Consider the following 23,976-nt stretch of genomic DNA (forward strand, 5'->3'; position numbering starts at 1 on the left):
AAACTGTCATACAAAAAAGCAGGCTAGAGAGATTTTTTCTCAGGCCTGCTTTTTTGTATTCACATAGTTTAAAATGCCTAACCTATAGATTAAATCTATAATTTTTTCCTATTCACGTTCACGCAGCGGCAACCATTTCAGCACGTCCTGAATCTTCTTGTCCCAATAGCCCCATTCATGTTCACCGGGTTCTTCCTCATAAGTCAATTGGAGATCGGACTCGGCGCAGGCCTGACGGAAGGATTGATTATCTTCATATAAGAAATCTTCCGTACCACAGCACTGGTAGAGCAAGGGCTGCGGCCCTTGGTTCGCTTGACTCTCTTTCAGCAAATGAATCAGATCATTCTCAGTGCCGGCAACCTGTGGTCCGAAAATCCGTTGCAGCTCGGCCTGCTGCAGCGCTGATGATGCGTTTCTGCCCATATGCGCTGTCATATCAAGTGCTCCCGATAAACTTGCCGCCGCAGCATATTGCTCTGGTTTGCGAAGAGCAAGCTTGAACGCACCATACCCGCCCATCGACAATCCGGCAACAAAGTTATCTTCGCGTTTGTGTGACAACGGGAAGAAAGAACGTGCGAGTGCTGGCAGCTCCTCGCTGATGAACTTCCAGTATTGCCCGCCATCAGCCATATCCGTGTAGAAACTGCGGTGGACCTGTGGCATTACCACGGCAATACCGAGATTGGCTACGTAACGTTCAATGGATGTGCGGCGCAGCCAGATGGAATCATCATCTGACAGACCATGCAGTAAATACAGAGTAGGGTGTAAGCCCTGACCCGTGACGTTTTCCATACCAATCTGATTGTGGGTTTGTTGTGGCAAGATAACATGCATGCTGGTGCTTAGACCAAGTGTATCCGAGTAGAAGTTACATTGAATTAGTGCCATGTGGTAAAGAAACCCCTTTCATAGATGAATGAATGAATGAAAAATGATTGAACTAACGAAAAGTTCTGATCGAGATGATTAGGATAAATATGACTTCTGAATAATGCCAAAAAGTCTATATCAAACAGGTTATACATAAAACTGTTCCAATGCAATAACAAGATCAACTGTAGGCATAAAAAGGCCCGCTCTCGGATTTGCTGACTTCTTGACGCAACCTCAGCAGAAAACAGAGCAGTGACGAAAAGAGAAAAGAAATTTAGATATGGCACTTACATTCAACCGCTTTACAACGTAACAATGTTATGTTACACTCATTTCAATAAAAAGGGGGACCATATATGACGGATGATTTGATCTCCAAAAAAGAATTGCTGGACCTGACGGGTATCTCTTACGGTCAGTTATATCGCTGGAAACGGAAAAATCTTATTCCGGAGGAATGGTTTATAAGGAAGTCATCCTATACCGGACAGGAGACCTTTTTTCCAAAACAGCAGATATTATTGCGAATCGACAAGATTCTCAATATGAAGGACGGATTGTCTCTGGATGAGCTTGCAGATGTGTTTTCGCCTACGTTGGGTGAGGTGGAAATGTCTGCTCAACAGCTGGTAGATCGAAACATTGTTTCGCAGATATCGCTTGATCTGTTGAAAGAATCGGATCAGGAGCGGCCGTTGTATGCTTTGGAACAGATCATGATGCTGTACGTCCTTGATAAGCTGTTAATGAGCGGAGATATTACCCGGCAGGAGGGCGCGCTGCTGATCGATGTGATGTCCGAGCATTATTATCGTTTTACAGGCAGACCTAGCGAACTGGTGCTTACTCGCAAGATGGGGGTTCCATCATTCATGCTGGTTACGGCAGGAACGGAGTTTTATTTTGATAATGGTGTAAAGGTAGTTCTAAGGCAGCCTATGGGCACGTTTATGGAAGAATTAAAACTCAAATTGGGGTAGGGAGAGGATCTTATATGGAGGAACGGAATTTGCGAAATGATCTGAACGTAGCGGGCTTGAGCCAAACGGCAGGCGGGGAATTTCACCGGGTATCCATTGATGGCATGGCTAAAGTGAACGGTAATCTCGATTGTACCAGCGTTAATGTGAATGGGACCTTGAAGATGCATGGAGCTTTGAGCGCAGAAAGTGCAACGATCAATGGTATGTGCACCCTGAACGGACCTTTGACCAGTTCTCGTGTTCGTGTGGATGGCTTGACTACCATTAACGGAGATCTCCGCAGCCCTGAGCTTGAAGTAAACGGAAAGTGTACCGTACGAGGACGAGTGGATGGAGAACGGATTGATATTGGCGGCGTGATCGATATTGAAGGCGATGTGCAATGCGAGTCCCTGAACGTACAGGGCAACATTAAAATCAGTGGCTTCCTGAATGCGGGGACGGTTGAGATCAGGCTGCATACCTCCTCTTCGGCTAAAGAGATCGGAGGAGAGCGCATTGATATTCGTCGCAAGGAACAGACTGGCTTTTGGAAAAGTATTGGCCTGGGCGGTACCCCATCCTTCATGACATCTTTGATTGAGGGCGATGAAATTGTGTTGGAAGATACCGAGGCTGAGCTTGTTCGGGGCAGCAAGATTCATATCGGTCGTGGCTGTAACATCAGGATGATTGAATATTCGGGTGAATTAGTGGTTGATCCAGATGCCAAGGTGGGCAGCAGTCAGCGGATTTAAATTTTGATATGGAGAGAAAAGGACGTGATTAACTTGAATAACAACCCTGCGGGTTCAGTGAATACGAAAAGCGATATCAGCATCGTGGGTGATGGCAGCTCTGCTGGCGGTGTTTACGGTAAGGTCAAGGTTGTGGGGGATTCCTCATTTAACGACAACATCATATGTGATCAATTCAAATGTACCGGTACGTCAGTCATATACGGATCACTTGAATCAACAGATATTAAGATCACAGGAACCCTTTCCCTGAAAGAGCGAGCTGCCAGCAACGAAGGAATGGACGGAATTCATCCCTCTAGCCTGCACGCAAAAGGGGATCAGATGAAAGTGGTAGGGGAGCTTCATGTGTCAGGGGATTGTCAGGCGGAAAAGTTCAAGTTGAACGGTCGGCTTACGATAACGGGTATGCTCAGCGCTGAACAAATGACACTTAAGATCATGGGACCATCTGAGGTCAGGGAAATGGGCGGTTCTGTCATCTCTGTGAAGAGTGGCCGCGGGAAACTGCTGGATGGCTTGTTCACGGGTAACAAATCTGTTCTCAAGACCAACCTGATCGAAGGGGATGAGATTGAAATAGAGAACACAGTGGCCGAGGTGGTCCGTGGTGATCGAATAAAAATTGGCCCAGGCTGCCATATTGGAACCGTGGAATACCGCTCTTCTCTGCAAATTCATCCGCTATCGGAAGTTTTGGTGCAAAGCAATCGGTCCTTGGACTGATTATCCGCCGCAACTTTTCGGATATACTAATGCAGTCATATGAATAGAGCGTGAATGGAGAGATAGAGTACAATGGTTGCACGTAAAAACAATATTGGATTGGTGCTGGCAGGGTTACTGCTGAGCATACTGATGGCTTCGATGGACAATACCATCGTGGCAACGGCAATGGGGGATATTGTCGGGAAGCTGGGCGGACTCGACAAGTTCGTCTGGGTGACCTCCGCGTATATGGTAGCTGAGATGGCCGGTATGCCGATCTTTGGTAAATTATCCGATATGTACGGACGGAAGAAGTTTTTTGTATTTGGTATTATTGTGTTTATGCTTGGATCAGCATTATGCGGAACGGCAACTTCGATTGTTGAACTGACGATGTACAGAGCTATTCAGGGTATTGGTGCAGGTGCATTGGTGCCGATTGCCTTTACGATCATGTTTGATGTGGTCGCACCTGAATCCCGGGGCAAATTGGGCGGTTTGTTTGGAGCCGTGTTCGGCTTGTCCAGCGTATTCGGTCCGCTGCTGGGTGCTTATATTACGCAGTATGCGACGTGGGAATGGGTATTTTATATCAATCTGCCACTTGGCCTGATTGCATTTGTGTTTATTGCTTTTTTCTACAAGGAATCTCATCAGCATCAATCTCAACAGATCGACTGGTTGGGTGCAGTAACGCTGATCGGTGCTGTGGTTTGTCTGATCTTCGGTCTGGAGCTAGGTGGCAAAACATACGCCTGGGGATCGTGGCAGATTATCGGATTGTTTGCCGGATTTGTAGTACTGGCACTGCTTTTCCTGTTTGCAGAAACGAGAGCCAAGGAACCGATTATCTCCTTCGGCATGTTCCGCAACCGGGTGTACTGGTCCAGTAATGTTATTGGCATGTTCAGTGGTGCGGCGTTTATTACGGCATCTGTGTACATTCCAATCTTTATTCAGGGTGTGCTCGGCGGCAAAGCAACCAATTCAGGCCTCGTCCTGCTGCCCATGATGCTGGGGTCAGTCGTGACCGCCTCTATGGGCGGGGTACTGATGACCAAAATCAAGTATCGTAACATTATGATTCCTACATTGGCCCTGCTGGTCATTGGTCTCGGGTTGCTAACCACACTGGATGAGGGCTCTTCCCTCTGGACGATACGTATCTACATGGTGATGGTAGGTCTTGGTGTCGGGGCGTCGTTCTCCGTGCTTAGCAATGCAGCCATGAACGCGTTTGAACCGCAAAGACGCGGTGCTGCGAGTTCTACGCTTAACTTTTTGCGGTCACTCGGCATGACGATGGGGATTACAATCTTTGGGATTGTGCAGAGCCAGGTATTTACACGTAAGATGAACGATGCCCTCGCCGGATCAGCGGCGGAAGCGGGCAGCGCTGGTGCTCCAGCAGGCGGTGTACCTCAGGGTGTGGATCTGAGCGATCCGCATGCGCTGCTGTCACCAGAGCTTAGAAAGGCGATTCCGCCTCAGGTGCTGGATGCTATTACGCATGCGTTGTCTTCCTCGATCGTGCAGCTCTTTGCATGGGCTGCGATTCCGGCTGCGCTCGCTTTAATTGCTGCGTTCTTCATGGGCAAGGAGAAGATGGTCATCGGTGAGGAAAAGGGAGAATATACAGGCGGACATTAAAAAAATTAGACTGATCGTTGACGACAATAAGAATCTATAACAATAAACCAAAGACACCTCTCTCAGGTCCCAGTATGGGAAACAGGAGATGTGTCTTTTTTTATTTGGCCACGTAATTCCATCTAAAGTGCAATCCAATAGAAGGAAGGACTAGCTTTAAGGTTGCTTCGTGTCGCTTATGCCATCTTCCACCACAGATGGCTCCTGTGGATTTGGCAGGTTGATCTGACCGGAAGAACGGGCAATCAGGCGATTCTGCGCTTTGTACGTGTCACGCGTTATGGTTTTGGATTCGACAATGTTGCCGTCGACCTTCTTGGTGCGCACCGTTTCAACGATATAACAGGGCTGACCGTTCTGGAGCACTTGCTGAACCCCATCGGGCAATGCGTTGCTTGCAACATATTTCACGGGGGCGCTTAACGTTTCAATCGTGTGAGATTCGAGCTCATAGGTGACGTTCTCCGGAAATGTGCCGAAGAATTTTACGGTTAGCAGATTGTTTTTCACTTCGGCCTGAATTAGCAGGGACTTGCCAGTATTGTTTTTGAATCGAAAATTAATCGAACCTGAGGCAAATGTGGCATCCAGCCCCTTTGGCAGATATTTGACGGGCAGAGAGTGATTGCGACGCTCGACAATATCCAGCCCGGTCAACAAGGCCGCATTGTAGACGGTGCTGGATACCTGGCAGATGCCGCCTCCAATACCAGGGGTTAACCGTCCATTCACGATGACGGGTGCTTCGCGGAAGCCATAGTCTTCCTCCGCCTTGCGGATGATCTTCTCATAATCAAATGTACCATTTGGCGGCAAAACCATGTCGTTAACGGCTTGCGCTGCTGCGCTGACGTTATGTATCCGGCCTTCACTGCTGCTGCCAAGGCTGGTGGAGAACTGGATGATCTTCCGCTCAATCCCCTCCTTGCGCAGCGAATCGAGCGTTATCTCAGGCTGCAGCGTATACAATGGCAGCTGAATTAGCAGCGGCTTCGGCTCCGCCTCATGCTCCAGTGCAGCGAAATCCCGGTGCAGCGTGGCCTGCATCAGGCTCGCAAGTTCATCCCAGGCGATCCGGCGGACGCCCTTTTCCGGGATGTATTGGACCTTGTCGCTTGCGGTAATGCGGCGGACAGCGTCCGCAGGCGAACCGAAGGTTTCCTTTTCCCAGGCAGCATGAAGCTGTTCTTGTAGTGGTTTTGAATGATACGTCAGCTTCAGGGGCCACTCCTGAGTGAAATGATATCGAGCGTAAGCGCGCTCCCACAGATTGCCTTCGTCCAGTTGCTGTACGGCTGCACGGAAGTCATCAGCACTGTAATTGGCACCCGTCTGGGCAGCGGTGAACGTCATCGTTTTGGCGGCTGGATCGTCCACCTTAATCGTGACAGGCCACTCCTTCAGTTGGTTCAGTCGCTCATCCAGTGCTTGCTGCACCTGCTTGCGATTCATACCCTCTACTGACCATTCACCAACACGTACACCTTTTGGCAGAGCAGGCTGGTTCACGTACATATACAGCAATCCGTAGGAAGCGGAACCGATCAAGAGGATAGAGAATAACAAAATGACCGTCAAATGTATTTTTTTCATATCCGTACGCTCCTTTGTACTTCTGTTGTTCCGCAATTCGTAACACTTTCCATATATATGTTCCAATGGTGGAAAACTTTCGGGTACTCAATAGGTAACAAATTTGTTACAATAAAATTCATATGAATCCATGCTTCACCATCGAAAAAGGGGCGAAATGGATTTTCCCTGATGAAATTCAGGTCTTTTTAAAGGAAATGCCGGGATTGTGTCGAAATGATAATGGCTAACTATGCAACGGGAAGTGATGATGTGATAGAAATGCAGGACGTGTGGAAGACCTACGCCAATGGGACCCACGCATTACAAGGGGTGTCGGTGAAGATCGACCGCAATGAATTTGTCTATATCGTCGGTCCGTCCGGCGCAGGCAAATCGACATTTATGAAATTGATGTACCGGGAAGAAGTTCCGACCAAAGGACAAATATCCATTAACGGATTTAATATCGGAAAGTTAAAGCCGCGTAAGATTCCTTATGTCCGTCGTAATATCGGCGTTGTGTTCCAGGATTTTCGTTTGCTGCCACGCATGACAGCGTTTGAGAACGTGGCATTCGCCATGGAAGTTATTGAAGCACCGAAGCGTCACATCAAGAAACGAGTGATGGAAGTGCTTGATCTGGTTGGACTGCGCAGCAAGGCGAACCGTGAACCTTCACAGTTGTCGGGTGGGGAACAGCAGCGTATTGCCATCGCACGTGCCATCGTGAACAATCCGTCTGTCATTATTGCGGACGAGCCTACGGGGAACCTGGATCCGGAGACGTCATGGGGCATTATGCAGCTGCTGGACGAGATTAATTTCCGGGGAACCACGATTGTAATGGCGACTCACAACAAAGATATCGTCAATACGATGCGTAAACGGGTAATCGCGATTGAACGGGGACAGATTGTCCGGGATCAGATGAGAGGGGAATACGGTTATGAATTTTAGTACTCTCTTGCGCCATTTGCGGGAGGGATTCAAAAACGTATTCCGCAACGGCTGGATGTCCGTGGCCTCCATCATGTCGATTATTGTGTCATTACTCATTCTGGGTGTGTTCATGCTCTTGGTGCTTAATGTGAATTCCATGGCCAACCAGGTGGACAGTCAGGTCGAGATCAGTACGTTTCTTGAGCTGAATGTGGATGAGAATCTTCGTAACACGCTCGAGCAGGAAATCAGCGCCATGCCTGAAGTCAGTGAAATTCGTTTTGTCTCCAAAGAGGAAGGGCTCAAGGAGTTCCGAGAACGTCTTGGAGAAAGTGCAGACAATGTGCTGAGCGGTTTTGATGTGGATAACAATCCACTGCCGGAGACCATTGAAGTAGAGGTCATTGAACCGGAAACCGTCACTTTTGTGGCGCAAAAAATCGAAGCATTGAACGATAAACACCCGGAGAAGCCGATCATGAAAGTGAATTACGGCAAGGAAACGGTGGAAGTGTTGTTCAAATTTACGAAGCTTGTCCGGAATATCGGATTTATTTTTGTTGGGGGACTGGGTCTGATGTCCATGTTCCTGATCTCGAATACGATTCGCGTAACGATTCTGGCCCGGCGCCGGGAGATCGGCATCATGAAGCTGGTTGGAGCAACCAATACTTTCATTCGCTGGCCTTTCTTTATTGAAGGGGCACTGATTGGACTGATCGGTTCGGCAATTACGGTAGCTGTACTGTTCTTCGGATACAGCCGTCTGATGGCTACGATTGGTCAGGATGTATTTATGCAGATGCTTAATTTGATTCCACTCGGTGATATTTGGCTGCTGTTTGGAACACTGTTGATTGGACTTGGTGTGCTGGTTGGTATTTTGGGAAGTACATTGTCGATCCGCAAGTCTCTTAACGTTTAATCGAAAAAGAATGGCAAAACAGGTTCACAGATGAACGCTGTTTGACGATATGTAGTAAAGACGGAGTCTTAAGTGTAAAGAAAGCAAAGAACATGCTGTTCACCACCTGTGCAGGTTGCTTTCTTGTGAATTCATAGGATGGGGGATCACATTTTGAAAAAAACAGCTTCGCTGCTGGCTTTAACGTTATTGGCCAGTTTGACGCTTCAACCTTCTGACGGATATGCCAAGAGTAGCATTAGCGACATTGATCAGCAGATTCAGCAACTGGAGAGCAAGGCGGCTTCGGCCAAAAAAGAGCAGCAAAAGGCTGCCAGCAACAAGAAGGAAGCGCAGCATTACAAAAACAAGACCAATGCTTACCTGAAAGTTGTCATGGAGCAGATCAATGTGGTAAGTGATGAACTGGCGAACGTATCGTTGCAGATCGAAAATACGGAAGAGGATCTTCGGACAACAAAAAAAGATCTGCAAGCCGCTGAAGAACGTATCGTTGCAAGAGAGAAATTGCTTGAATCACGTGTACGTCTCATGTATACAGACGGCGCCGTTTCGTATCTCGATGTGTTGTTAACTTCAACAAGCTTCTCCGATTTTCTGACTCGTGCAGATTCACTGAAAACGATCGTGGATCAGGACCAGCATCTGCTGGATGAGCATAAAAAGGACAAGCAGCTCGTAGTGGACAAAAAGGCAGAGCTGGATGTGCAATATGCGGAAGCCAAGAGTCTGTACGCGCAGAAGAAACAGCGCAAGTCCCAGTTGAATGAGAAGGAACAGGAAAAGCAAGTGCTTCTTGCCTCCTATGATGCTAAAATTGAAGAGTCGGAAGAGCTGACGCAAGAACAGGAAGACGTACTGATGCAGATTGCAAGCAAGCGTTCGGCACTTCTGCAAGAGAAAAATAAATTGCGTGAACAGCAAGCGGCAGCGGCTGCCAAAGCAAAAGCAGCAGCGGCAGCCCGTGCGGCGGCAGCTGCCAAGGCGCCAACCAAAGTTAGCTCTAATAGCAACACTAGTACTACGTACTCCAGTGGTAACGGTATCTTTGGGATGCCTGTATCGGGTGCGCGTGTATCTTCCGGGTTCGGACCTCGTATTCACCCGATTACGGGTGAAGTGGGTAAAATGCATGCGGGTGTAGACTTTGCGGTTGCTCAAGGAACGTCGGTTCATGCGGCTTCTGGCGGGATCGTGATTATGGCTGAATGGTACAGCGGCTATGGTTACACGGTCATTGTTGACCACGGAGGCGGCTTATGGACATTATACGGTCATTTACGTGAAGGTGGATTTAAGGTCAGTAAGGGAGACACGGTAAGCCGTGGCGATATTATTGCTGAATCAGGTAGTACAGGCAACTCTACTGGGCCGCATTTGCATTTTGAAGTACGTGATAACGGAACAGCGGTGAATCCATTCAACTATTTGTAGTTTTTAGGCAACCGTTGGAATGGAACGAACATATTCCGTACAAGCTAGGCATATACTAAGCTGGCATGTTCAGGAAATGATTGACGGAACAATTGAATTTGACACGCTTCAATACTAAAGGCGGTGACAAACGGATGATGAAGAAAAGATCGGCCCTGCTGCTTGTCATTGTAGCCCTTCTTGGAGGCAGCCTGCTTACGCTTGCGCTGATGAGCTCCCCTGGTCTGGCACAGACGACACCTGGTGAAGGACTGCTCGCCAGTGTGACTGGCAGTTCGCAGCAGAAGAACGATTTGAAGAAGATTGAAACCGCGATGGATTTGATCTCAAGCAACTATTATAAAGACGTGGATCGTACCAAACTGATTGATGGTGCGATCAACGGCATGATGGAATCTCTTGGTGATCCGTACTCCAACTATATGGGGCAGGAAACAGCGGCCCAGTTTGAGGAATCGATTGAAGGTTCATTTACCGGAATCGGTGCAGAGGTATCCTCGCAGGACGGGAATGTTGTGGTCGTATCCCCAATCAAAGGATCGCCTGCCGAAAAAGCGGGTATTCGCGCGAAAGACATGATCATGTCGGTGAATGGTGAATCCCTGCAAGGTTTGGAACTGAACAAAGCCGTCAACAAAATCAGAGGTCCAAAAGGCAGTGAAGCGAAGGTACAGGTTAAACGTGCCGGATCTTCCGAGCTGATTGAATTTGTCATTGTGCGTGATGACATTGATCTAGAGACGGTGTATGCCCACATGGAGGATAACGGTGTTGGTGTAATTACAATCACACAATTCTCGCTGAACACAGGTGATCGCTTTAAGGAAGAACTGGCGAAGCTGGAGAAGCAGAACATGAAGGGTCTGATCATTGATGTTCGTAATGACCCGGGTGGTGTGCTGCAAGTCGTTATTGATATTGCCGAGCAATTTGTTCCGAAAGGCAAAGTTATTGTTCAAGTCGAAGACAAGAACGGTAAAAAGGAACAAAGCAAATCAAACGGATCAGGTAAATCCTATCCAATTACGGTATTGATGAACAAAGGAAGCGCGAGTGCGTCCGAGATTTTGGCCGGTGCATTGCAGCAGTCCGCTGGCGCAACGCTGGTTGGAGAAAACTCCTTTGGTAAAGGAACCGTACAAACGAGTTATGACAAGCAGATGGGTGATGGCAGCCTGCTCAAAATCACCATTGCCAAATGGCTGACTCCGAATGGTGACTGGATTCATGAAAAAGGAATCAAACCGGATATTGCGGTGGACCAGCCGGATTACTTCTCGGTGGCACCCATCAACAAAGAAAAATTACCTTTGAAATATGACAGCAATAGCACGGATGTGAAAAGTGCGCAGACGATGCTGAGAGGACTTGACTTCAAGCCGGATCGTGTGGACGGATACTACGACCAGAAGACAGAAGAAGCGGTCAAAGCATTCCAGAAACAAAAAGGCATTCAGGCAACGGGCCAGATTGATGAGAAAACCGCTGAATCACTGGAAGCGGCTCTCATTGAACGTATTGCCAATCCTCAATATGATGCACAGCTGAAGCGCGCGATCGAAAATGTCTCAAAGGATATTTCGTCCGCAGTGTCGAAGCCATAAAGAAGGCTGATTTTCAGCCTTCTTTTTTTCTGAACCGGCTGAAGGAGAGGGGTGACCGTCCACATGGAATGGGCTTGGCCATGGTTGACTACATTAGGGGAAGCATTGTTGCAGTTGTTGATTCAGCCGTTTTATTATATTGCGGTAATCTTGATCGCACTCGTTTATCATCGTCAATTATTACAGGAACGCAAATTGTTCCACGTTCGTCTGCAAAGCTCGATCACTCAGACCATTCGTGCAGTGCTTGGAGGTATAGTGATCGGAGTAATAGTCTCCATCGTGTCTCTGTTCCTCGGGGCACATCTCACACTGAGCAGTCTGATCTGTATATGGGCAGCTACGCTATTTCTGGCATTATTCCGTATTCGCTACTTATGCTTCGCTTATGCAGCAGGTTTGCTTGGTGTGTTGCAATTTGGTTTACATGTGGCATCGGGCTGGCAACCGGCAGGATGGATGGGGAATGTCACTGAAGCATTGCGTGCGCTGGATATGCCTGCACTTCTTGTGCTCGCAGCGGTATTACATATCGGTGAAGGATTCATGGTACGGATGCAAGGGGAATCCATGGCATCGCCGTTACTCTTCGAAGGCAAACGCGGCAAGCTGGTTGGAGGGTATCAACTGCAACATTTCTGGCCGATTCCTTTACTGATCCTTGTTCCTGTTACAGGTGGAGCTGAGTTGCCATGGTCCCCTCTGTTGAACGGAGGTAGTGGCTATATCCTGGTTGCACTGCCGATTTTGCTGGGATTCGGAGAAGTTACCCAGAGTATGCTCCCTGGACAGAAAGTGAAGATTTCAGCGAAACGGCTGTTGCTATATGGGACAGCTTTACTCATACTCAGTCTCCTGGCTGCATGGTGGTCCCCGCTCATGGTTGTCGCAGCCCTGGCTGCTTTTATTGGGCATGAGTTCCTTGTGTGGTACAGCGGCTTCGAGGAACAAAACCGCAGTCCGTTGTTTGTTCATCCTGAACACGGTCTGAAGGTGCTGGGCGTCATTCCCGATAGTCCTGCAGAAGAACTGGGGATTGAAGCAGGGGAAACCTTGTATAAGGTGAATGGTGTCTTGGTGCATTCCCCTGAGCAATTACATCGCGCTTTGCGTATGAATCCAGCCTTTTGCAAACTGGAGGTGCGCAATCATCAGGGAGAGAGCAAGTTCATGCAACGGGCGATCTATGAAGGCGAGCATCATCAGCTTGGCGTCCTCATGGCCCCGGACAATCATGAAGCTTGGGCGCTCCGTTTGCGTCCATTAACGCTGTTTCATATCGTAAGTCTCAAATTGTTCGGACGGCGTAACGATAAACGCAACGACGATGCTCCGCTGGCACTGCCTCCTGCAACATCAGGAGAGCAAAAGTCTATAGAGATGTAATAAAAGAAGGGTATTTCCACAACCTGTACAGGTGAGGAAATACCCTTCTTTCTATTTGTTTTTTAGCATAAAGATGGCAATCTGTGTCCGATCACGCAGACTGAGTTTGCCTAGAATATCGGTGACATAGTTTTTGACCGTACCTTCACTGAGGTACAGTTTGGCGGCAATTTCCTTGTTGGATAACCCTTCGGATATGGCTACCGCAACAGCCAGTTCCATCCGGGTCAGTCCGTAAGAGTCAATGGGTTCTTGTGTCTGGGGCGCTGCAGTAGGACGGAGCAAACTCGCGAGCTTACGAGCAACATCAGGATGAATCAACATATCCCCGTTATGTACGGTCTTGATGCCTTGAATGATCCGGTCCGGGGGCACATTTTTGAGCAAATAACCGCTGGCTCCGTTCTGTAAAGCCTGAATAATGTACTCGTCATCGTCAAATGTGGTAAGCATCAAGACACGCACGTCAGGAAACCTTGACTTAATGATTCGTGTTCCTTTGACTCCATCACAGCCAGGCATACGAATATCCATAAGTACAACATCAGCAGGGTCCCCTGTCTCCAGCAGCTCAAGTGCTTCATGCCCGTTTGAGGCTGTACCCGTGACCCGGATGCCGGGATCAAGTCCGAGCAGTACTTTGAGACTTTCACGGATAAAGGAATCATCGTCCGCGAGAAGCAGCCGAATGGGCGGTGAGGGGAGAGCACCATTCATTGAATCGATACTTTCTTGTTCAGACATAAAGCAAGTCACTTCCTTTTTCAGAGGATATCCGTTTGTTTCGTGATTGGCAGCCGTGTAATCACTGTATAGGGATAAGCAGATTGAATTTCCAGGGTGCCTCCTACGGATTGTGTACGCATACGCATTCCTTCGTGTCCCATGCCAAGCCTTGCAGACTCTGCTTTGGCACTCCGGCTAGGGCGTCGTTCCTGGTGGTGTTTGTTCGTTGGCTCTTGATTAGAATCGTCGATCCGGCCGTCATTCGTGACGGTCATGCACACTTCACGCCCACTAAAGGACAGCTGCACTGATATTGTTGTTGCGTTCCCGTGTTTCAGTGCGTTTGTCAGAGATTCCTTTGCGTTTTTGTACAGGACAATTTGGATGCTTGGATAGAGGGTCTGGGAAGGTCCCTGAACGTCATAACGGGTCTTTACACCTGTTTCCCTGCCCACCTCCTCGAGAAGACGATCCAGTGCATAGGCATCGGAACCGTAGGCGTCTGGCCGCAACTTGTGGAGTGTTGTGCGCATATCGTCCATACTAGCCGCTAATTGATCCCGAATCTGTCTCACCATTTCCGTCCCCTGTTCCAGATGGGTGGGAAGAGTCAGCAGAGCAGCCTCAGACATCATCTTGGTGCGAATCAGGCGGTGTCCGATATCATCATGAAGCTGCCTTGAGATACGGGTGCGCTCCTCCGCCTGGGCGACGCCTTCAAGTTGCTTCGTGAATTGCAGCAGTTGTGCACGCGCTTCCTGCAGCTCATAATGTTTGCTGCGAATCTCGTCATACACCTGTTCCAACTTCCCTCGGCTGTTTGCTGTCTTGGCCCCCTGCCAGGAGAGTACGGCAACAATGAGGAAGAACAGGCTGCCGACAATGCTTCCAGTTGCTTCTTCAACGTAAGGGGTGGCTGAAATCAGCGGAGATACATTAAACCATGAAGACAGTTCCGATGGGGCTGCATAGTGCCAATGTAATGCGAGGTTACTAACAAAGAGCTGGCCCCCCAACATTAGCCAGCGAAGTTTCCCTTCGAGTTTATACATATACACATAGAGCACGGATAGGGAGAGAAACAACATGAATGGTCCATATAAAACGATCAGCCAGCAGTTCCAGAGCATCTCCACCAGAAACAACAGCAAACGTAAAGTGTTTGAACGAGCGAAGTCTTTGCATACGGCAAGTCCAATAGCAATGATGATGTACAGGGTATACATATCTTCCAGCTTCATGGGAAGCGTCAAAATGTACAACACAGACGGAATGATAATTAAACTGTATTGCAATAACCGCATCGGCATAGGTCAGTAACATCCTTTTCAAAAGAGGAGTGGAAAAATCACCCGTTAATGTAACATGAATTATATCATAAGCCGCTTCCTGATCAGGAGATGACTTAAGTCACCTTCGTTTCATGACCTTTCGTACCTTCGCAAGAGCAGACAATCCGTTACAATACAGATATGAAATCCAGCGAAGATCACTGGAGTGAAGAGGAGCGAGGAATGATGGTTATGCTTGAAGTCGAAAATATAGTAAAACGATACGGTAGCAAGATTTCGGTGGATCATTTAAATCTGAATGTGGGCAAAGGAGAAATTTTCGGGCTGCTTGGTCCCAATGGGGCAGGCAAAAGTACGACCATCAGCATGATTGCCGGGCTCCTGAACTTCGATCAGGGGGAAATCCGTCTGGCCGGCATATCCGTTAAGGAAAGACCGCTTGAAGTGAAGCGAAAGATCGGACTGGTACCGCAGGATCTGGCTTTATACGAAACGATGAGTGCAGCAGATAACGTCACTTTTTTTGCCCGGTTATACGGACTACGGGGGAAGCTGCTGAAGGAAAGGGTAGAGGAATCGCTGGAGTTTGTAGGTTTGCAGGACAGAGCGAAGGATGCCCCCTCTACCTTCTCCGGCGGGATGAAACGCAGGCTGAATATTGCATGTGCCATTACGCACCGCCCGGATCTGATCATTATGGATGAACCGACGGTCGGTATTGATCCGCAATCGCGGAATCATATTCTGGAATCCGTGCGCACACTTAATCATATGGGTTCAACCATTATCTATACCAGTCATTATATGGAGGAAGTTGCTGCGATCAGTCACCGAGTAGCGATTATGGATAAGGGTCATATTATTGCCTGCGGCACTGAAGCTGAACTGAGAGAACGGGTGGCCTCCGAGGAAAAAATCATGCTCACGACTTTGGGCATCGGCCCCGATGTTGTGGAAGAGTTAAAACTTCACCCCCGTGTGCGGGCGGTAGAAGTGTCGGGGGACACGCTGACGATTACGCTGCCTGCCGCACAGCAGGATCTCCAAGATATGCTTTTCATTTGCAGCAAACATGAAGTTTCCATTCAGTCACTCAACGTCGAAGAGCCGGATCTGGAGACGCTGTTCCTCAATCTGACCGGACGTACGCTTCGGGACTAGGGGGGGATATCTGATGAAAATATGGACGATTTGTATCTTTGAGCTAAGGCGCATACTGAAAATTCGGTCGGTTCTGCTGAACCTGTTCATTTTGCCCTTGCTGCTGATCTTTATATTGGGTACTGCCCTTTCCAGTACGATGGATAATGGCAAGGGAACGACCCCGGGCCCCGTGAGAGTAGGTATTCTGCAGGACAAATCTGCGTCCGGTTGGGTCAGTAAAGCCCTGAATGCGTTTGTGACATCGCCGGCGATAACGAGCATGATGAATGTAGAATCCATGTCTTCAGAAGAAGAGGCTGTACATGCTCTGCGCCGTGGTGAACTGGATTTTGCGGTCATCGTCCCAGCAAATCTGGAGGAGCAGGTCAGGAAAGGGGAAGAGGCGAGACTGCAATGGATACTGGGGAAAGATGGCACGCTTAATGTCGTGGGTCAGACGTTGTTTGCCCGATTCACGGACGAACTGAACAGACAAGTTGCTGCGGCAAAGGTGTTAGGGCCGGAAGCGATGACTGTAATGGCTGCGCAATCGCAAACCCATGCCTCGGACACATCCTTTATAACGGTCAGCAGTCCTGGAAAAGCGGGGGACTCCTATAGTGCTTCACAATATTATGCGGCTTCCATGCTCGCCATGTTCATGCTTTACTCAGGCATGACAACCAGTAATAGCCTTTTTGGGGAGAGAGACAAAAAAACGTTAATGCGCCTACAGGCAGCACCAATTGGCAATGGAGTCATCTTTGCAGGGAAAATTGCAGGCAACAGCCTCCTTGCTTTCATGCAGGCCATCCTCATCGTACTGATGTCACATTGGTTATACGGTGTGAACTGGGGTACACATCCTTGGTTAATTGTTCTGATCTGTGTGCTGATTACGCTGGCTTCGATGACTCTCGGCGTGATTGTGGCCCTGGTCTGCAAAAATGCCGCATCGGCAAGTGCCGCTCTGCAGGGCGTTATCATTGCCATGACGTTTATCAGCGGCGGATTTACGCCGATTGCCATTGATTTTGTACAACGCATAAGTGAATTTACGGTAAACCACTGGGCTCTGCAAAGTTTTTTGCGGATGATGCTGAATGCCCCTGTAAGTGAGATCATGAACAGCATCATGATGTTGGGGACGGTATGTGGGATACTGGTAGCCGCAGCAGCACTGATCTATAGAAAGGCGGGTTACCGCTATGAATAGTCTGAATATTGCCTGGTTGATGATCCGGCGTACCATATTGCGTAAACGTGGCTTTATTGCATTTTTTCTCCTTCCCTGTCTTGTCGTCAGCGGAGCGGTTGCGTTGTTTGGGAGTGAGCAAGGCACACGGGCTGTCATCCTTTATGTAAACGAGGATCAGGGTGCAGCGGGCGCATGGATCTTGGATGAGCTCGGCCAAAAGGAGGAATACCTGCTCAAGCCAATGAACCATGTTGCCGAACTTAAGGATGCCATTGCACAGCAAAAGGGGACTTCCGGGATGATCATCCCGGCGAATTATACAGATGATCTGCTGCAAAATAAACAGGCTGAGGTAGAGCTGGTCGAACTTCGTGCCAGTGAAAGCTCCTATACCCTCAGGGCTGCGGTGGAAGGTTTGGCGTCTGGACTGAATCAGTCTGCTTCGGCAGTGCTGGCGGCAGCAGATGCGGTATCTGGTGAGACTCCTGATCTTTCACAGAAACAGGCAACATTCGAACAGTTGTTAGTGGAATTAGGCAAACATCAAATCGCGGGCGAAGCAACCGAACTCCAGATGTATCCGAAACCGGGCCTGAACAATGTGACTGGATTTACGCTTATGTTCATGATGGGACTGCTGACGAGTGCAGTTGCTGTTATTATGGAAGATCGCAGGCAGCGTACGATGGCAAGGGTTTACACGGCCCCAGTCCGCGCCTATGAAATCGCGCTTGGTAATTTCCTGGGCAGCTTTGCGATTGGCATGATCCAGATTGTTCTGGTCCTGGGGATCAGCAGCTGGGTGCTTCATTATGATGCGGGGATTCCATTTGGCATTCATTTCCTCATTCTGGCTGCGTTTATGCTGGTTTCCATGGGGATTGCAAGCACAGTTGCCGGATTGATCCGGGAATCCAAAAATGCAAACATGTTGAATTCGCTGATTATTACACCGACATGCATGATTGGCGGCTGCTTCTGGCCGCTGTCGATTATGCCGGATTACATGCAAAAACTCGCCAATTTTGTGCCGCAGAAATGGGCGATTCAGGCGGTGGAAACAGTCTCCGCTGGCGGTACGTTGTCGGATATTACAATACCGCTGTTGATCCTGGGGGGCATGGCTGCCATTTTGCTGACCGTAGGCTCGGCAATTCTTCGTCCCAGCCAGCCGGGTGTGGATGCATAACTTACAGGAGTAACGCTTAATAAATGAGCCGGATGCACAATTGTGCATCCGGCTTTTTGAGCTGCCATAAGGCATGGAGCGTGCCGATTTCTGTTTCGTGTAATTGCTGGGGAAGAATCAGTGAAGTTATACCTATGTCCTGGTGCTACTCATATGTGATAAATTGATCGTTAGAACTATAGAAAGACTAAGATTCCAAAGATTGGCCTAACATGCCATCACATAACAACAAGGCATGTGGATTTATTCTATGCATGATTAGATTGTAATTAGAAAGAAGGTATACGTTAATGACAATTATTGGTATTGATTTAGGGACAACGAACAGCCTTGTATCTTGCTGGATGAATGGAGAATCGGTTATTATTCCGAATGCCCTGGGTAATCGTTTGACGCCTTCAGTTGTCAGCGTGGATGACAATGGAGAGGTACTGGTAGGAGAAGTGGCCAAGGAGCGAATGATCACGCATCCTGAGCGTACAGCATCCGTTTTCAAAAGATACATGGGTACTGGAAGAACCTTTAGTTTGGGTACATATCGATTTTTACCGGAGGAACTTTCGGCGTTTATTTTGAAATCACTCAAAGCGGATGCAGAAGCTTTTCTGGGAGAAGTAGTGACAGAAGCTGTCATCAGCGTGCCAGCATATTTCAATGATGCTCAACGAAAGGCAACTCAGCGTGCAGGTGAGCTTGCCGGCATTAAGGTGGAACGCCTTCTTAGTGAACCGACTGCGGCAGCCATTGCTTATGGTTTGCATCAACAGCAATCTGAAACCAAGTTTTTGGTATTTGATCTGGGTGGAGGTACATTTGATGTATCCGTCTTGGAGCTGTTTGATCAGATTATGGAAGTAAAATCGGTTGCTGGGGATAACTTTCTGGGTGGTGAAGATTTCACACGTCTGCTCGCGGATTTGTTTGCGTTGGAGCATCAGATTCAGCAAGATACCTTGTCAGCCAAAGAGCAGTCGGCATTATGGAAGCAGGCAGAGTTGTGTAAGCGGGCATTAAGCGATGGACGTGAGGGTGCAATGTCCCTGACTTTTGAAAAAGGGTTGAAAGAGTTTGCTATAGATCGTTCCAGTTTCGATCAGGCGGCGAAGCCATTGCTGGCACGTCTGCAAAAACCGGTTGAACGGGCACTGCGTGATGCTTCAGTTAAACTAAGTGAATTGGATGCAGTAATCCTCGTGGGAGGAGCTACTCGCATGCCACTTATTTATTCATTTACTGGCAAGCTGTTTGGTAGATTGCCTGCCAATCACTTGCATCCCGATGAAGCTGTTGCGCTAGGTGTCGGCATTCAGGCGGCAATGAAATCGCGCCATGAAGATTTACAGGAAGTCATCCTGACGGATGTATGTCCATATACATTGGGGACTTCGGTTTCCGTATCACTCGGAAATGGACGATACGAATCCGGGATGTTTTCCCCAATTATCGAACGAAATACAGTGATTCCGGTCAGTAGAGTGGAACGTTACTACACGATAGACGATAATCAGACCTCTCTTACTGCGGACATTTACCAAGGTGAGAGCCGCGTGGCCAAAAACAACGTGAAGCTTGGGGATCTGGCCATCTCAATACCTCCAGCTCCTGGAGGAGAGCAAGCTGTGGATATCCGGTTCACGTATGACATTAACGGCATCCTTGAAGTGGAAGTCACAGCGGTTGGAACGGGAGAGAAGAAGGTAGCGATCATTCAGGCGAAGGAAACTGAGTTGTCCAAGGAGGAGATTATCGAACGTTTCAAAGCGTTGGAGGCGATCAAGATTCATCCCCGGGAACGGATGGAGAATCGCTTGCTTTTGGCTCGGGGAGAACGAATGTATGAAGAATCGCTGTCTGAGCATCGGGAAATCATCGCCAAGGCCATGCTTGGATATGAAGAGACGCTTAAACGTCAGGATGACAAGGAAATCAAGAAAGAAGCTGAGAAGTTGAAGGAAGTGCTGGATCAAATCGAAAAAGTTTGGGGGTGATTCGTGAATGGACTTCTGGACGCGATTAGAACTCGAGCCGACGCAGGATATGAGGGTTATCAAACGAGCTTATGCCAAGCAGCTTCGGATGACTCATCCGGAAGATGATCCGGACGGTTTTCAGTTACTTCGATCCGCTTATGAACAAGCACTCAAGGCTGCTAAAGAGCTTGAGAAAGAGGGCTTTTTGTTAAATGATCGAGATCAGATTGAACTGAGACCCGTGCATAGGCAGGAAATAAGACATGATGAGGATAGACAAACTGAACAACTAAATAACTTGGATCGGGAGACTTTGATCGAAGTTGATGCCAAGCATGATATTGAAAATCAGGAATCGTTGCAGGAGAATGAGGCAGATGTTAAACCAGTGTATCCTTCCATAGAACAAGAGCACTGGGTGCCTCCATCTTGGATGGAGGTTTCTTCTCATGAAGTTCCCACAGTTCCAAGTGGAGCCGTTTTTCCACTGGGTGGGACGAGCTGGGTGCCTCCGTCTTGGATTGAAGTCTCTGCTCCTGCAGAAGATCTAAGTGCTACTGTTTTACCGCTGACTAGGGTGAATTGGGTATCTCCATCGTGGATGGAGGCATTATCGCTTGAAGGTTCCAGAGACCTGAGCGATTCAGTGTTGCTGCTGGCTCAGGCACGAGATATTCTGGAGGATATTTTTAGGCGCCCAGAAATCACTGTTTGGGAAGAATGGACACAGAGAGAGGAGCTATGGCGGCTCGATGTGAAATATCACACCGGAACTGAATTGCTGCAGATTCTGGTGGAATATCCTTATGTGCCGAAAGCAATCTGGCGCATATTAAATGAATTCTTCGGATGGACGGAGCGTCAGGATGAATTAAGAGCGTTGTTATCGGATGAAATTGCTGATCGTCCTACTCTAGAGCTGGAACGTGCTTGGGAATTGCGTTACGACACGTTTGATCCTGAACAAGAAGTGGATTATGAAACGTTCATACGGTACCGGGATACTGTATTTCAAAGGATGTTACAGGGGGAGTGGGGACAAGTCAGTCCCCATATTGACGCTGCGATGGAGTTATACGCAGACGATCCCGATATGCTTCTGTTGGCAGGCAAATTTCGTCTGTGGAATCGAGAGGAAATGGCTGCAGAGATGTTGTTTGAACGACTGATTGAACTGGTTCCTGAATCTATAGACGGATTGCTTCACCGTGCAAGATTGTTGGAAAATGCGGGACATCTTGAGCAGTCCGTCAATTTGTACAATAAGATTCTGGAGCTTCATCCCAATCATCTGGATGCCTTAAATGGACTTGCGAGATATCATCAACATCACGGAGATGACGCCAAGGCAATCTATCTATTGCAACGGATTGTCTCCATTCATCCGTTTGATTTTGAAGCACAGATTGCATTGATAGAATTAAATCTGGCTTTAGTTGAGGCTCAGAAGAAAACGGCAGAGGATGAGAAGGATTGGAGTGCTCGCAAAGAGCTTCAACGTCTGGTTGCCCTAAGTTATGTCGAAATGGATGAAGATGAACAGCTTCTTCGATATATGGCCGAAATTCACATGGCGGATAAGCTCGATGAAGGTTTATATGTATTGTGGGCGCAGGCATGCATTCGGATGGAGAAAAATGAGGAAGCGCTGGAGATCCTAAAAAATGCGGAAATGGCAGCAATCGAAGCGGCAGGCGATATTTTTGCAATCCTTTTTGAACGCGGTCAGTTGCATCTCGAAATGGGAAACAGCCCAGAGGCAATACTTGATCTGGATAAATCGACCCAGTTGAATCCTTCCCATGCAGGGGCATGGCACTCTCTTGCGATTGCACATCATCGCCAGGAACAAAACATGAAATGTATTTATTTTTCAGATAAGGCCATTGAACTTGATCCTCACGTATATGCATACCGATCATTAAGGGCATTTTGTTACTATAATAACGAAAGATATAAAGAAGCGTTGGTTGACTATAAGCATCTTACACTTGATGATTCGGATCACACGATGGACTGGTTTCGCAAGGGCTTCTCACATCTGAAAAGGCAGCAATATGCTGAAGCGCTCCAATCACTTAAAGTATCACAAACATTTGGGTGCTCTACAAACACACCCTATTATTTGGCGGTTGCTCATGGAATGTTGGGGGAGGGCGTTCAGGCGCTGGAGGAAGTTAGAACATTTCGTAGGGAAAATCCTGAAGATCCGGACGGTCCTCTGCTTGAAGGGGATATTTTGCGTGAGCAAGGAAGGGTTAGCGAGGCACTGAATGTGTACAGGAATGGCCTGGACGAAAACCCCGGCACATATGAACTGATCAGAATGGTAATTGTTTGCGTCATGGAGTCCGATGTTCAAGAACGAGATGATATATTGAATCGGCTGGCTGAAGAGATGTCTAACTTCGATTCGATTCAGCTGTGGGGAATACTCTTCATAACACGCTATCATGTGGAAAGTCATTCTTGGGAGCGAGCCCTTTCTTGGGTTGAGGTTTATATAGACGGAGAACCATCAGAGAATATTGATCCTCATATTTGGTTGTACGCGGGGATTGCTGCTTACCGTATGGGGAATTTGAATCAGGCGCTACTTGATCTCGACAAAGCGTATCGTGGAGGGCTTGAAGGTGATGTATGCAGTTACCTGAGCATGGTCTATTACGATATCGGAAATATGGATCGTGCGCGTATTTATGCCGAAAAAGCAGTTCGTGAACAGCCGGAGCATCCAGACTACGTTCTGAGATGGGAAGCTATCGTTGCCCATGCAGAACAGCGAGGACTTCCATTTTGGAGAAGATTGAGAAAATCAAAACCGGCGTATGAACTGTGGCCATCCAGGTTACCGCTTCAACATCTGATGCCTGATGACGTCCTGAGTTTACATTTTGTATAAGGAGGCACTGCGTTGAGAGGACAACATGCGACAGAATCCTCGTCTATACATCGTGTTACGGACAAAGAACTTTGGTTTCGTGGCATGGCTGCTATACTTAACGAAATCATCGATCTGGATATTAACAATGATTATGAGTATAGGGCAGATGAAGAACAACGAGAAGAATTTTGCACCACATTAGAGGAAAACTGGGAAATTCATGACAGGAAGAGTTTGATGTCTTCACTGGATTGGATTCGGAACGAAGGATATCGTATATCATTTGATGAGAAGCGGACTTTCTTGAGTGCAATGTCTGAAAAGGATCAGGGGAATTATATGAACTCACTGGATCCAGATACAGGGAAATATCACGAATATCTGGTGGTTAAAACATATATGCACAAATTACCAGCCGAAGGAGTTGCAGCGTGGGACTGGGGATGTTATGCGAACCTGTGTCGACAAAGCGCCCATGTGGGTTATATAACTGAAACCGAATCAGAACAGCTGGTTTTACAGGCGGCATTAGACGCACAATACGCGTATACGTCCTGGAAGGCCTACACGGTGGCTTTTATGGCAGGGAGGCTATACTGGCTTGAAAAAACCGATGAATCGGTTGTAAAGCGGCAAATGAATTATCTACAGAATCTGTTTGTTCATCCAAACAGCATCTATAAAAAGATAGATTGGAATCTTTCGTTACAATAGCCTTCTGTTATGAAATTGATATTCATACGTTGGAAAA

The 23,976-nt window shown here is 47.9% G+C and carries 19 protein-coding genes; 15 read left to right on the plus strand and 4 right to left on the minus strand.

The genetic code is table 11. From position 1 onward, the window contains the following. Positions 1-108 precede the first annotated feature (108 nt). Positions 109-897: an alpha/beta hydrolase gene (locus PPA03S_RS29135; protein WP_062329241.1), complete on the minus strand. Its 789-nt coding sequence runs from the start codon at positions 895-897 to the stop codon at positions 109-111. Between the two features lie 341 nt (positions 898-1,238). Between PPA03S_RS29135 and PPA03S_RS29140 the strand changes: the two genes are divergently transcribed. The 4 genes from PPA03S_RS29140 to PPA03S_RS29155 all read left to right on the plus strand — a co-directional run bounded on the left by PPA03S_RS29140 (position 1,239) and on the right by PPA03S_RS29155 (position 4,960). Next, a complete protein-coding gene (locus tag PPA03S_RS29140; protein WP_062329243.1) occupies positions 1,239-1,862 on the plus strand; it encodes a YhbD family protein in 624 nt (207 codons plus the stop codon). Between the two features lie 14 nt (positions 1,863-1,876). Continuing rightward, entirely contained in the window at positions 1,877-2,602 is a 726-nt protein-coding gene (locus PPA03S_RS29145) for a polymer-forming cytoskeletal protein (RefSeq protein ID WP_062329246.1), read from the plus strand. Between the two features lie 24 nt (positions 2,603-2,626). Next, complete coding sequence (locus PPA03S_RS29150) at positions 2,627-3,328, plus strand: hypothetical protein (protein WP_062329248.1); 702 nt, start codon at positions 2,627-2,629, stop codon at positions 3,326-3,328. A 72-nt stretch (positions 3,329-3,400) separates the two neighbouring features. Continuing rightward, the gene (locus tag PPA03S_RS29155; protein WP_062329249.1) at positions 3,401-4,960 is read left to right on the plus strand and encodes an MDR family MFS transporter; all 1,560 of its coding nucleotides are present in this window, start codon (positions 3,401-3,403) and stop codon (positions 4,958-4,960) included. Positions 4,961-5,116: 156 nt separating this feature from the next. Here PPA03S_RS29155 and PPA03S_RS29160 read toward each other — a convergent pair whose 3' ends face one another. Next, a complete protein-coding gene (locus PPA03S_RS29160) occupies positions 5,117-6,553 on the minus strand; it encodes a VanW family protein (protein WP_062329251.1) in 1,437 nt (478 codons plus the stop codon). A 252-nt stretch (positions 6,554-6,805) separates the two neighbouring features. Between PPA03S_RS29160 and ftsE the strand changes: the two genes are divergently transcribed. From ftsE to PPA03S_RS29185, 5 genes are all read left to right on the plus strand, one after another. Further along, complete coding sequence (gene ftsE, locus PPA03S_RS29165; protein ID WP_024631580.1) at positions 6,806-7,492, plus strand: cell division ATP-binding protein FtsE; 687 nt, start codon at positions 6,806-6,808, stop codon at positions 7,490-7,492. Beyond that, positions 7,482-8,399 (plus strand): permease-like cell division protein FtsX, encoded by a 918-nt coding sequence (gene ftsX, locus PPA03S_RS29170; RefSeq protein ID WP_062329253.1) that lies wholly within the window; start codon positions 7,482-7,484, stop codon positions 8,397-8,399. The genes ftsE and ftsX overlap by 11 nt, the downstream gene beginning before the upstream one ends. A gap of 153 nt (positions 8,400-8,552) precedes the next feature. Next, positions 8,553-9,833 (plus strand): murein hydrolase activator EnvC family protein, encoded by a 1,281-nt coding sequence (locus PPA03S_RS29175; protein WP_062329255.1) that lies wholly within the window; start codon positions 8,553-8,555, stop codon positions 9,831-9,833. 134 nt (positions 9,834-9,967) lie between these two features. Continuing rightward, positions 9,968-11,437 carry a S41 family peptidase gene (locus PPA03S_RS29180; protein ID WP_062329257.1) on the plus strand — a complete coding sequence of 490 codons (1,470 nt, stop codon included), beginning with the start codon at positions 9,968-9,970 and terminating at the stop codon, positions 11,435-11,437. A 63-nt stretch (positions 11,438-11,500) separates the two neighbouring features. Beyond that, positions 11,501-12,823 (plus strand): PDZ domain-containing protein, encoded by a 1,323-nt coding sequence (locus tag PPA03S_RS29185; RefSeq protein ID WP_062329259.1) that lies wholly within the window; start codon positions 11,501-11,503, stop codon positions 12,821-12,823. A gap of 51 nt (positions 12,824-12,874) precedes the next feature. On the opposite strand, the gene PPA03S_RS29190 is transcribed toward PPA03S_RS29185, so the two are convergent. Together PPA03S_RS29190 and PPA03S_RS29195 are read right to left on the minus strand one after the other, a co-directional pair. Beyond that, a complete protein-coding gene (locus tag PPA03S_RS29190) occupies positions 12,875-13,567 on the minus strand; it encodes a response regulator (protein WP_082704360.1) in 693 nt (230 codons plus the stop codon). A 20-nt stretch (positions 13,568-13,587) separates the two neighbouring features. Next, positions 13,588-14,859, minus strand: a complete 1,272-nt coding sequence (locus PPA03S_RS29195; RefSeq protein ID WP_062329261.1) for a sensor histidine kinase — start codon at positions 14,857-14,859, stop codon at positions 13,588-13,590. A gap of 207 nt (positions 14,860-15,066) precedes the next feature. On the opposite strand from PPA03S_RS29195, the gene PPA03S_RS29200 reads away from it, so the two are divergent. The 6 genes from PPA03S_RS29200 (at position 15,067) to PPA03S_RS29225 (ending at position 23,939) form a co-directional block, all read left to right on the plus strand. Next, positions 15,067-16,002: an ABC transporter ATP-binding protein gene (locus PPA03S_RS29200; protein ID WP_062329324.1), complete on the plus strand. Its 936-nt coding sequence runs from the start codon at positions 15,067-15,069 to the stop codon at positions 16,000-16,002. Between the two features lie 13 nt (positions 16,003-16,015). Continuing rightward, positions 16,016-17,200: an ABC transporter permease gene (locus tag PPA03S_RS29205; RefSeq protein ID WP_062329263.1), complete on the plus strand. Its 1,185-nt coding sequence runs from the start codon at positions 16,016-16,018 to the stop codon at positions 17,198-17,200. After that, complete coding sequence (locus PPA03S_RS29210) at positions 17,193-18,371, plus strand: ABC transporter permease (RefSeq protein ID WP_062329265.1); 1,179 nt, start codon at positions 17,193-17,195, stop codon at positions 18,369-18,371. Before PPA03S_RS29205 ends, PPA03S_RS29210 begins: the two co-directional genes overlap by 8 nt. 290 nt (positions 18,372-18,661) lie before the next feature. Further along, positions 18,662-20,359, plus strand: a complete 1,698-nt coding sequence (locus PPA03S_RS29215; protein ID WP_062329267.1) for a molecular chaperone HscC — start codon at positions 18,662-18,664, stop codon at positions 20,357-20,359. A gap of 7 nt (positions 20,360-20,366) precedes the next feature. Then, entirely contained in the window at positions 20,367-23,243 is a 2,877-nt protein-coding gene (locus PPA03S_RS29220; protein ID WP_062329269.1) for a J domain-containing protein, read from the plus strand. A 12-nt stretch (positions 23,244-23,255) separates the two neighbouring features. Beyond that, on the plus strand, positions 23,256-23,939 hold the full coding sequence (locus tag PPA03S_RS29225) for a DUF1266 domain-containing protein (RefSeq protein WP_062329271.1): 684 nt from the start codon (positions 23,256-23,258) through the stop codon (positions 23,937-23,939). Positions 23,940-23,976: the final 37 nt, after the last annotated feature.

Source organism: Paenibacillus pabuli NBRC 13638 (assembly GCF_001514495.1).
Lineage (GTDB): Bacteria > Bacillota > Bacilli > Paenibacillales > Paenibacillaceae > Paenibacillus > Paenibacillus pabuli.

What these genes read in the sequence shown, in the direction of transcription:
- PPA03S_RS29135 (WP_062329241.1), bottom strand. Translation starts at nt 897, where the DNA reads ATGGCACTAATTCAATGTAACTTCTACTCGGATACACTTGGTCTAAGC.
- PPA03S_RS29140 (WP_062329243.1), top strand. Translation starts at nt 1,239, where the DNA reads ATGACGGATGATTTGATCTCCAAAAAAGAATTGCTGGACCTGACGGGT.
- PPA03S_RS29145 (WP_062329246.1), top strand. Translation starts at nt 1,877, where the DNA reads ATGGAGGAACGGAATTTGCGAAATGATCTGAACGTAGCGGGCTTGAGC.
- PPA03S_RS29155 (WP_062329249.1), top strand. Translation starts at nt 3,401, where the DNA reads ATGGTTGCACGTAAAAACAATATTGGATTGGTGCTGGCAGGGTTACTG.
- PPA03S_RS29160 (WP_062329251.1), bottom strand. Translation starts at nt 6,553, where the DNA reads ATGAAAAAAATACATTTGACGGTCATTTTGTTATTCTCTATCCTCTTG.
- ftsX (WP_062329253.1), top strand. Translation starts at nt 7,482, where the DNA reads ATGAATTTTAGTACTCTCTTGCGCCATTTGCGGGAGGGATTCAAAAAC.
- PPA03S_RS29180 (WP_062329257.1), top strand. Translation starts at nt 9,968, where the DNA reads ATGATGAAGAAAAGATCGGCCCTGCTGCTTGTCATTGTAGCCCTTCTT.
- PPA03S_RS29185 (WP_062329259.1), top strand. Translation starts at nt 11,501, where the DNA reads ATGGAATGGGCTTGGCCATGGTTGACTACATTAGGGGAAGCATTGTTG.
- PPA03S_RS29190 (WP_082704360.1), bottom strand. Translation starts at nt 13,567, where the DNA reads ATGTCTGAACAAGAAAGTATCGATTCAATGAATGGTGCTCTCCCCTCA.
- PPA03S_RS29195 (WP_062329261.1), bottom strand. Translation starts at nt 14,859, where the DNA reads ATGCCGATGCGGTTATTGCAATACAGTTTAATTATCATTCCGTCTGTG.
- PPA03S_RS29200 (WP_062329324.1), top strand. Translation starts at nt 15,067, where the DNA reads ATGGTTATGCTTGAAGTCGAAAATATAGTAAAACGATACGGTAGCAAG.
- PPA03S_RS29205 (WP_062329263.1), top strand. Translation starts at nt 16,016, where the DNA reads ATGAAAATATGGACGATTTGTATCTTTGAGCTAAGGCGCATACTGAAA.
- PPA03S_RS29210 (WP_062329265.1), top strand. Translation starts at nt 17,193, where the DNA reads ATGAATAGTCTGAATATTGCCTGGTTGATGATCCGGCGTACCATATTG.
- PPA03S_RS29215 (WP_062329267.1), top strand. Translation starts at nt 18,662, where the DNA reads ATGACAATTATTGGTATTGATTTAGGGACAACGAACAGCCTTGTATCT.
- PPA03S_RS29220 (WP_062329269.1), top strand. Translation starts at nt 20,367, where the DNA reads ATGGACTTCTGGACGCGATTAGAACTCGAGCCGACGCAGGATATGAGG.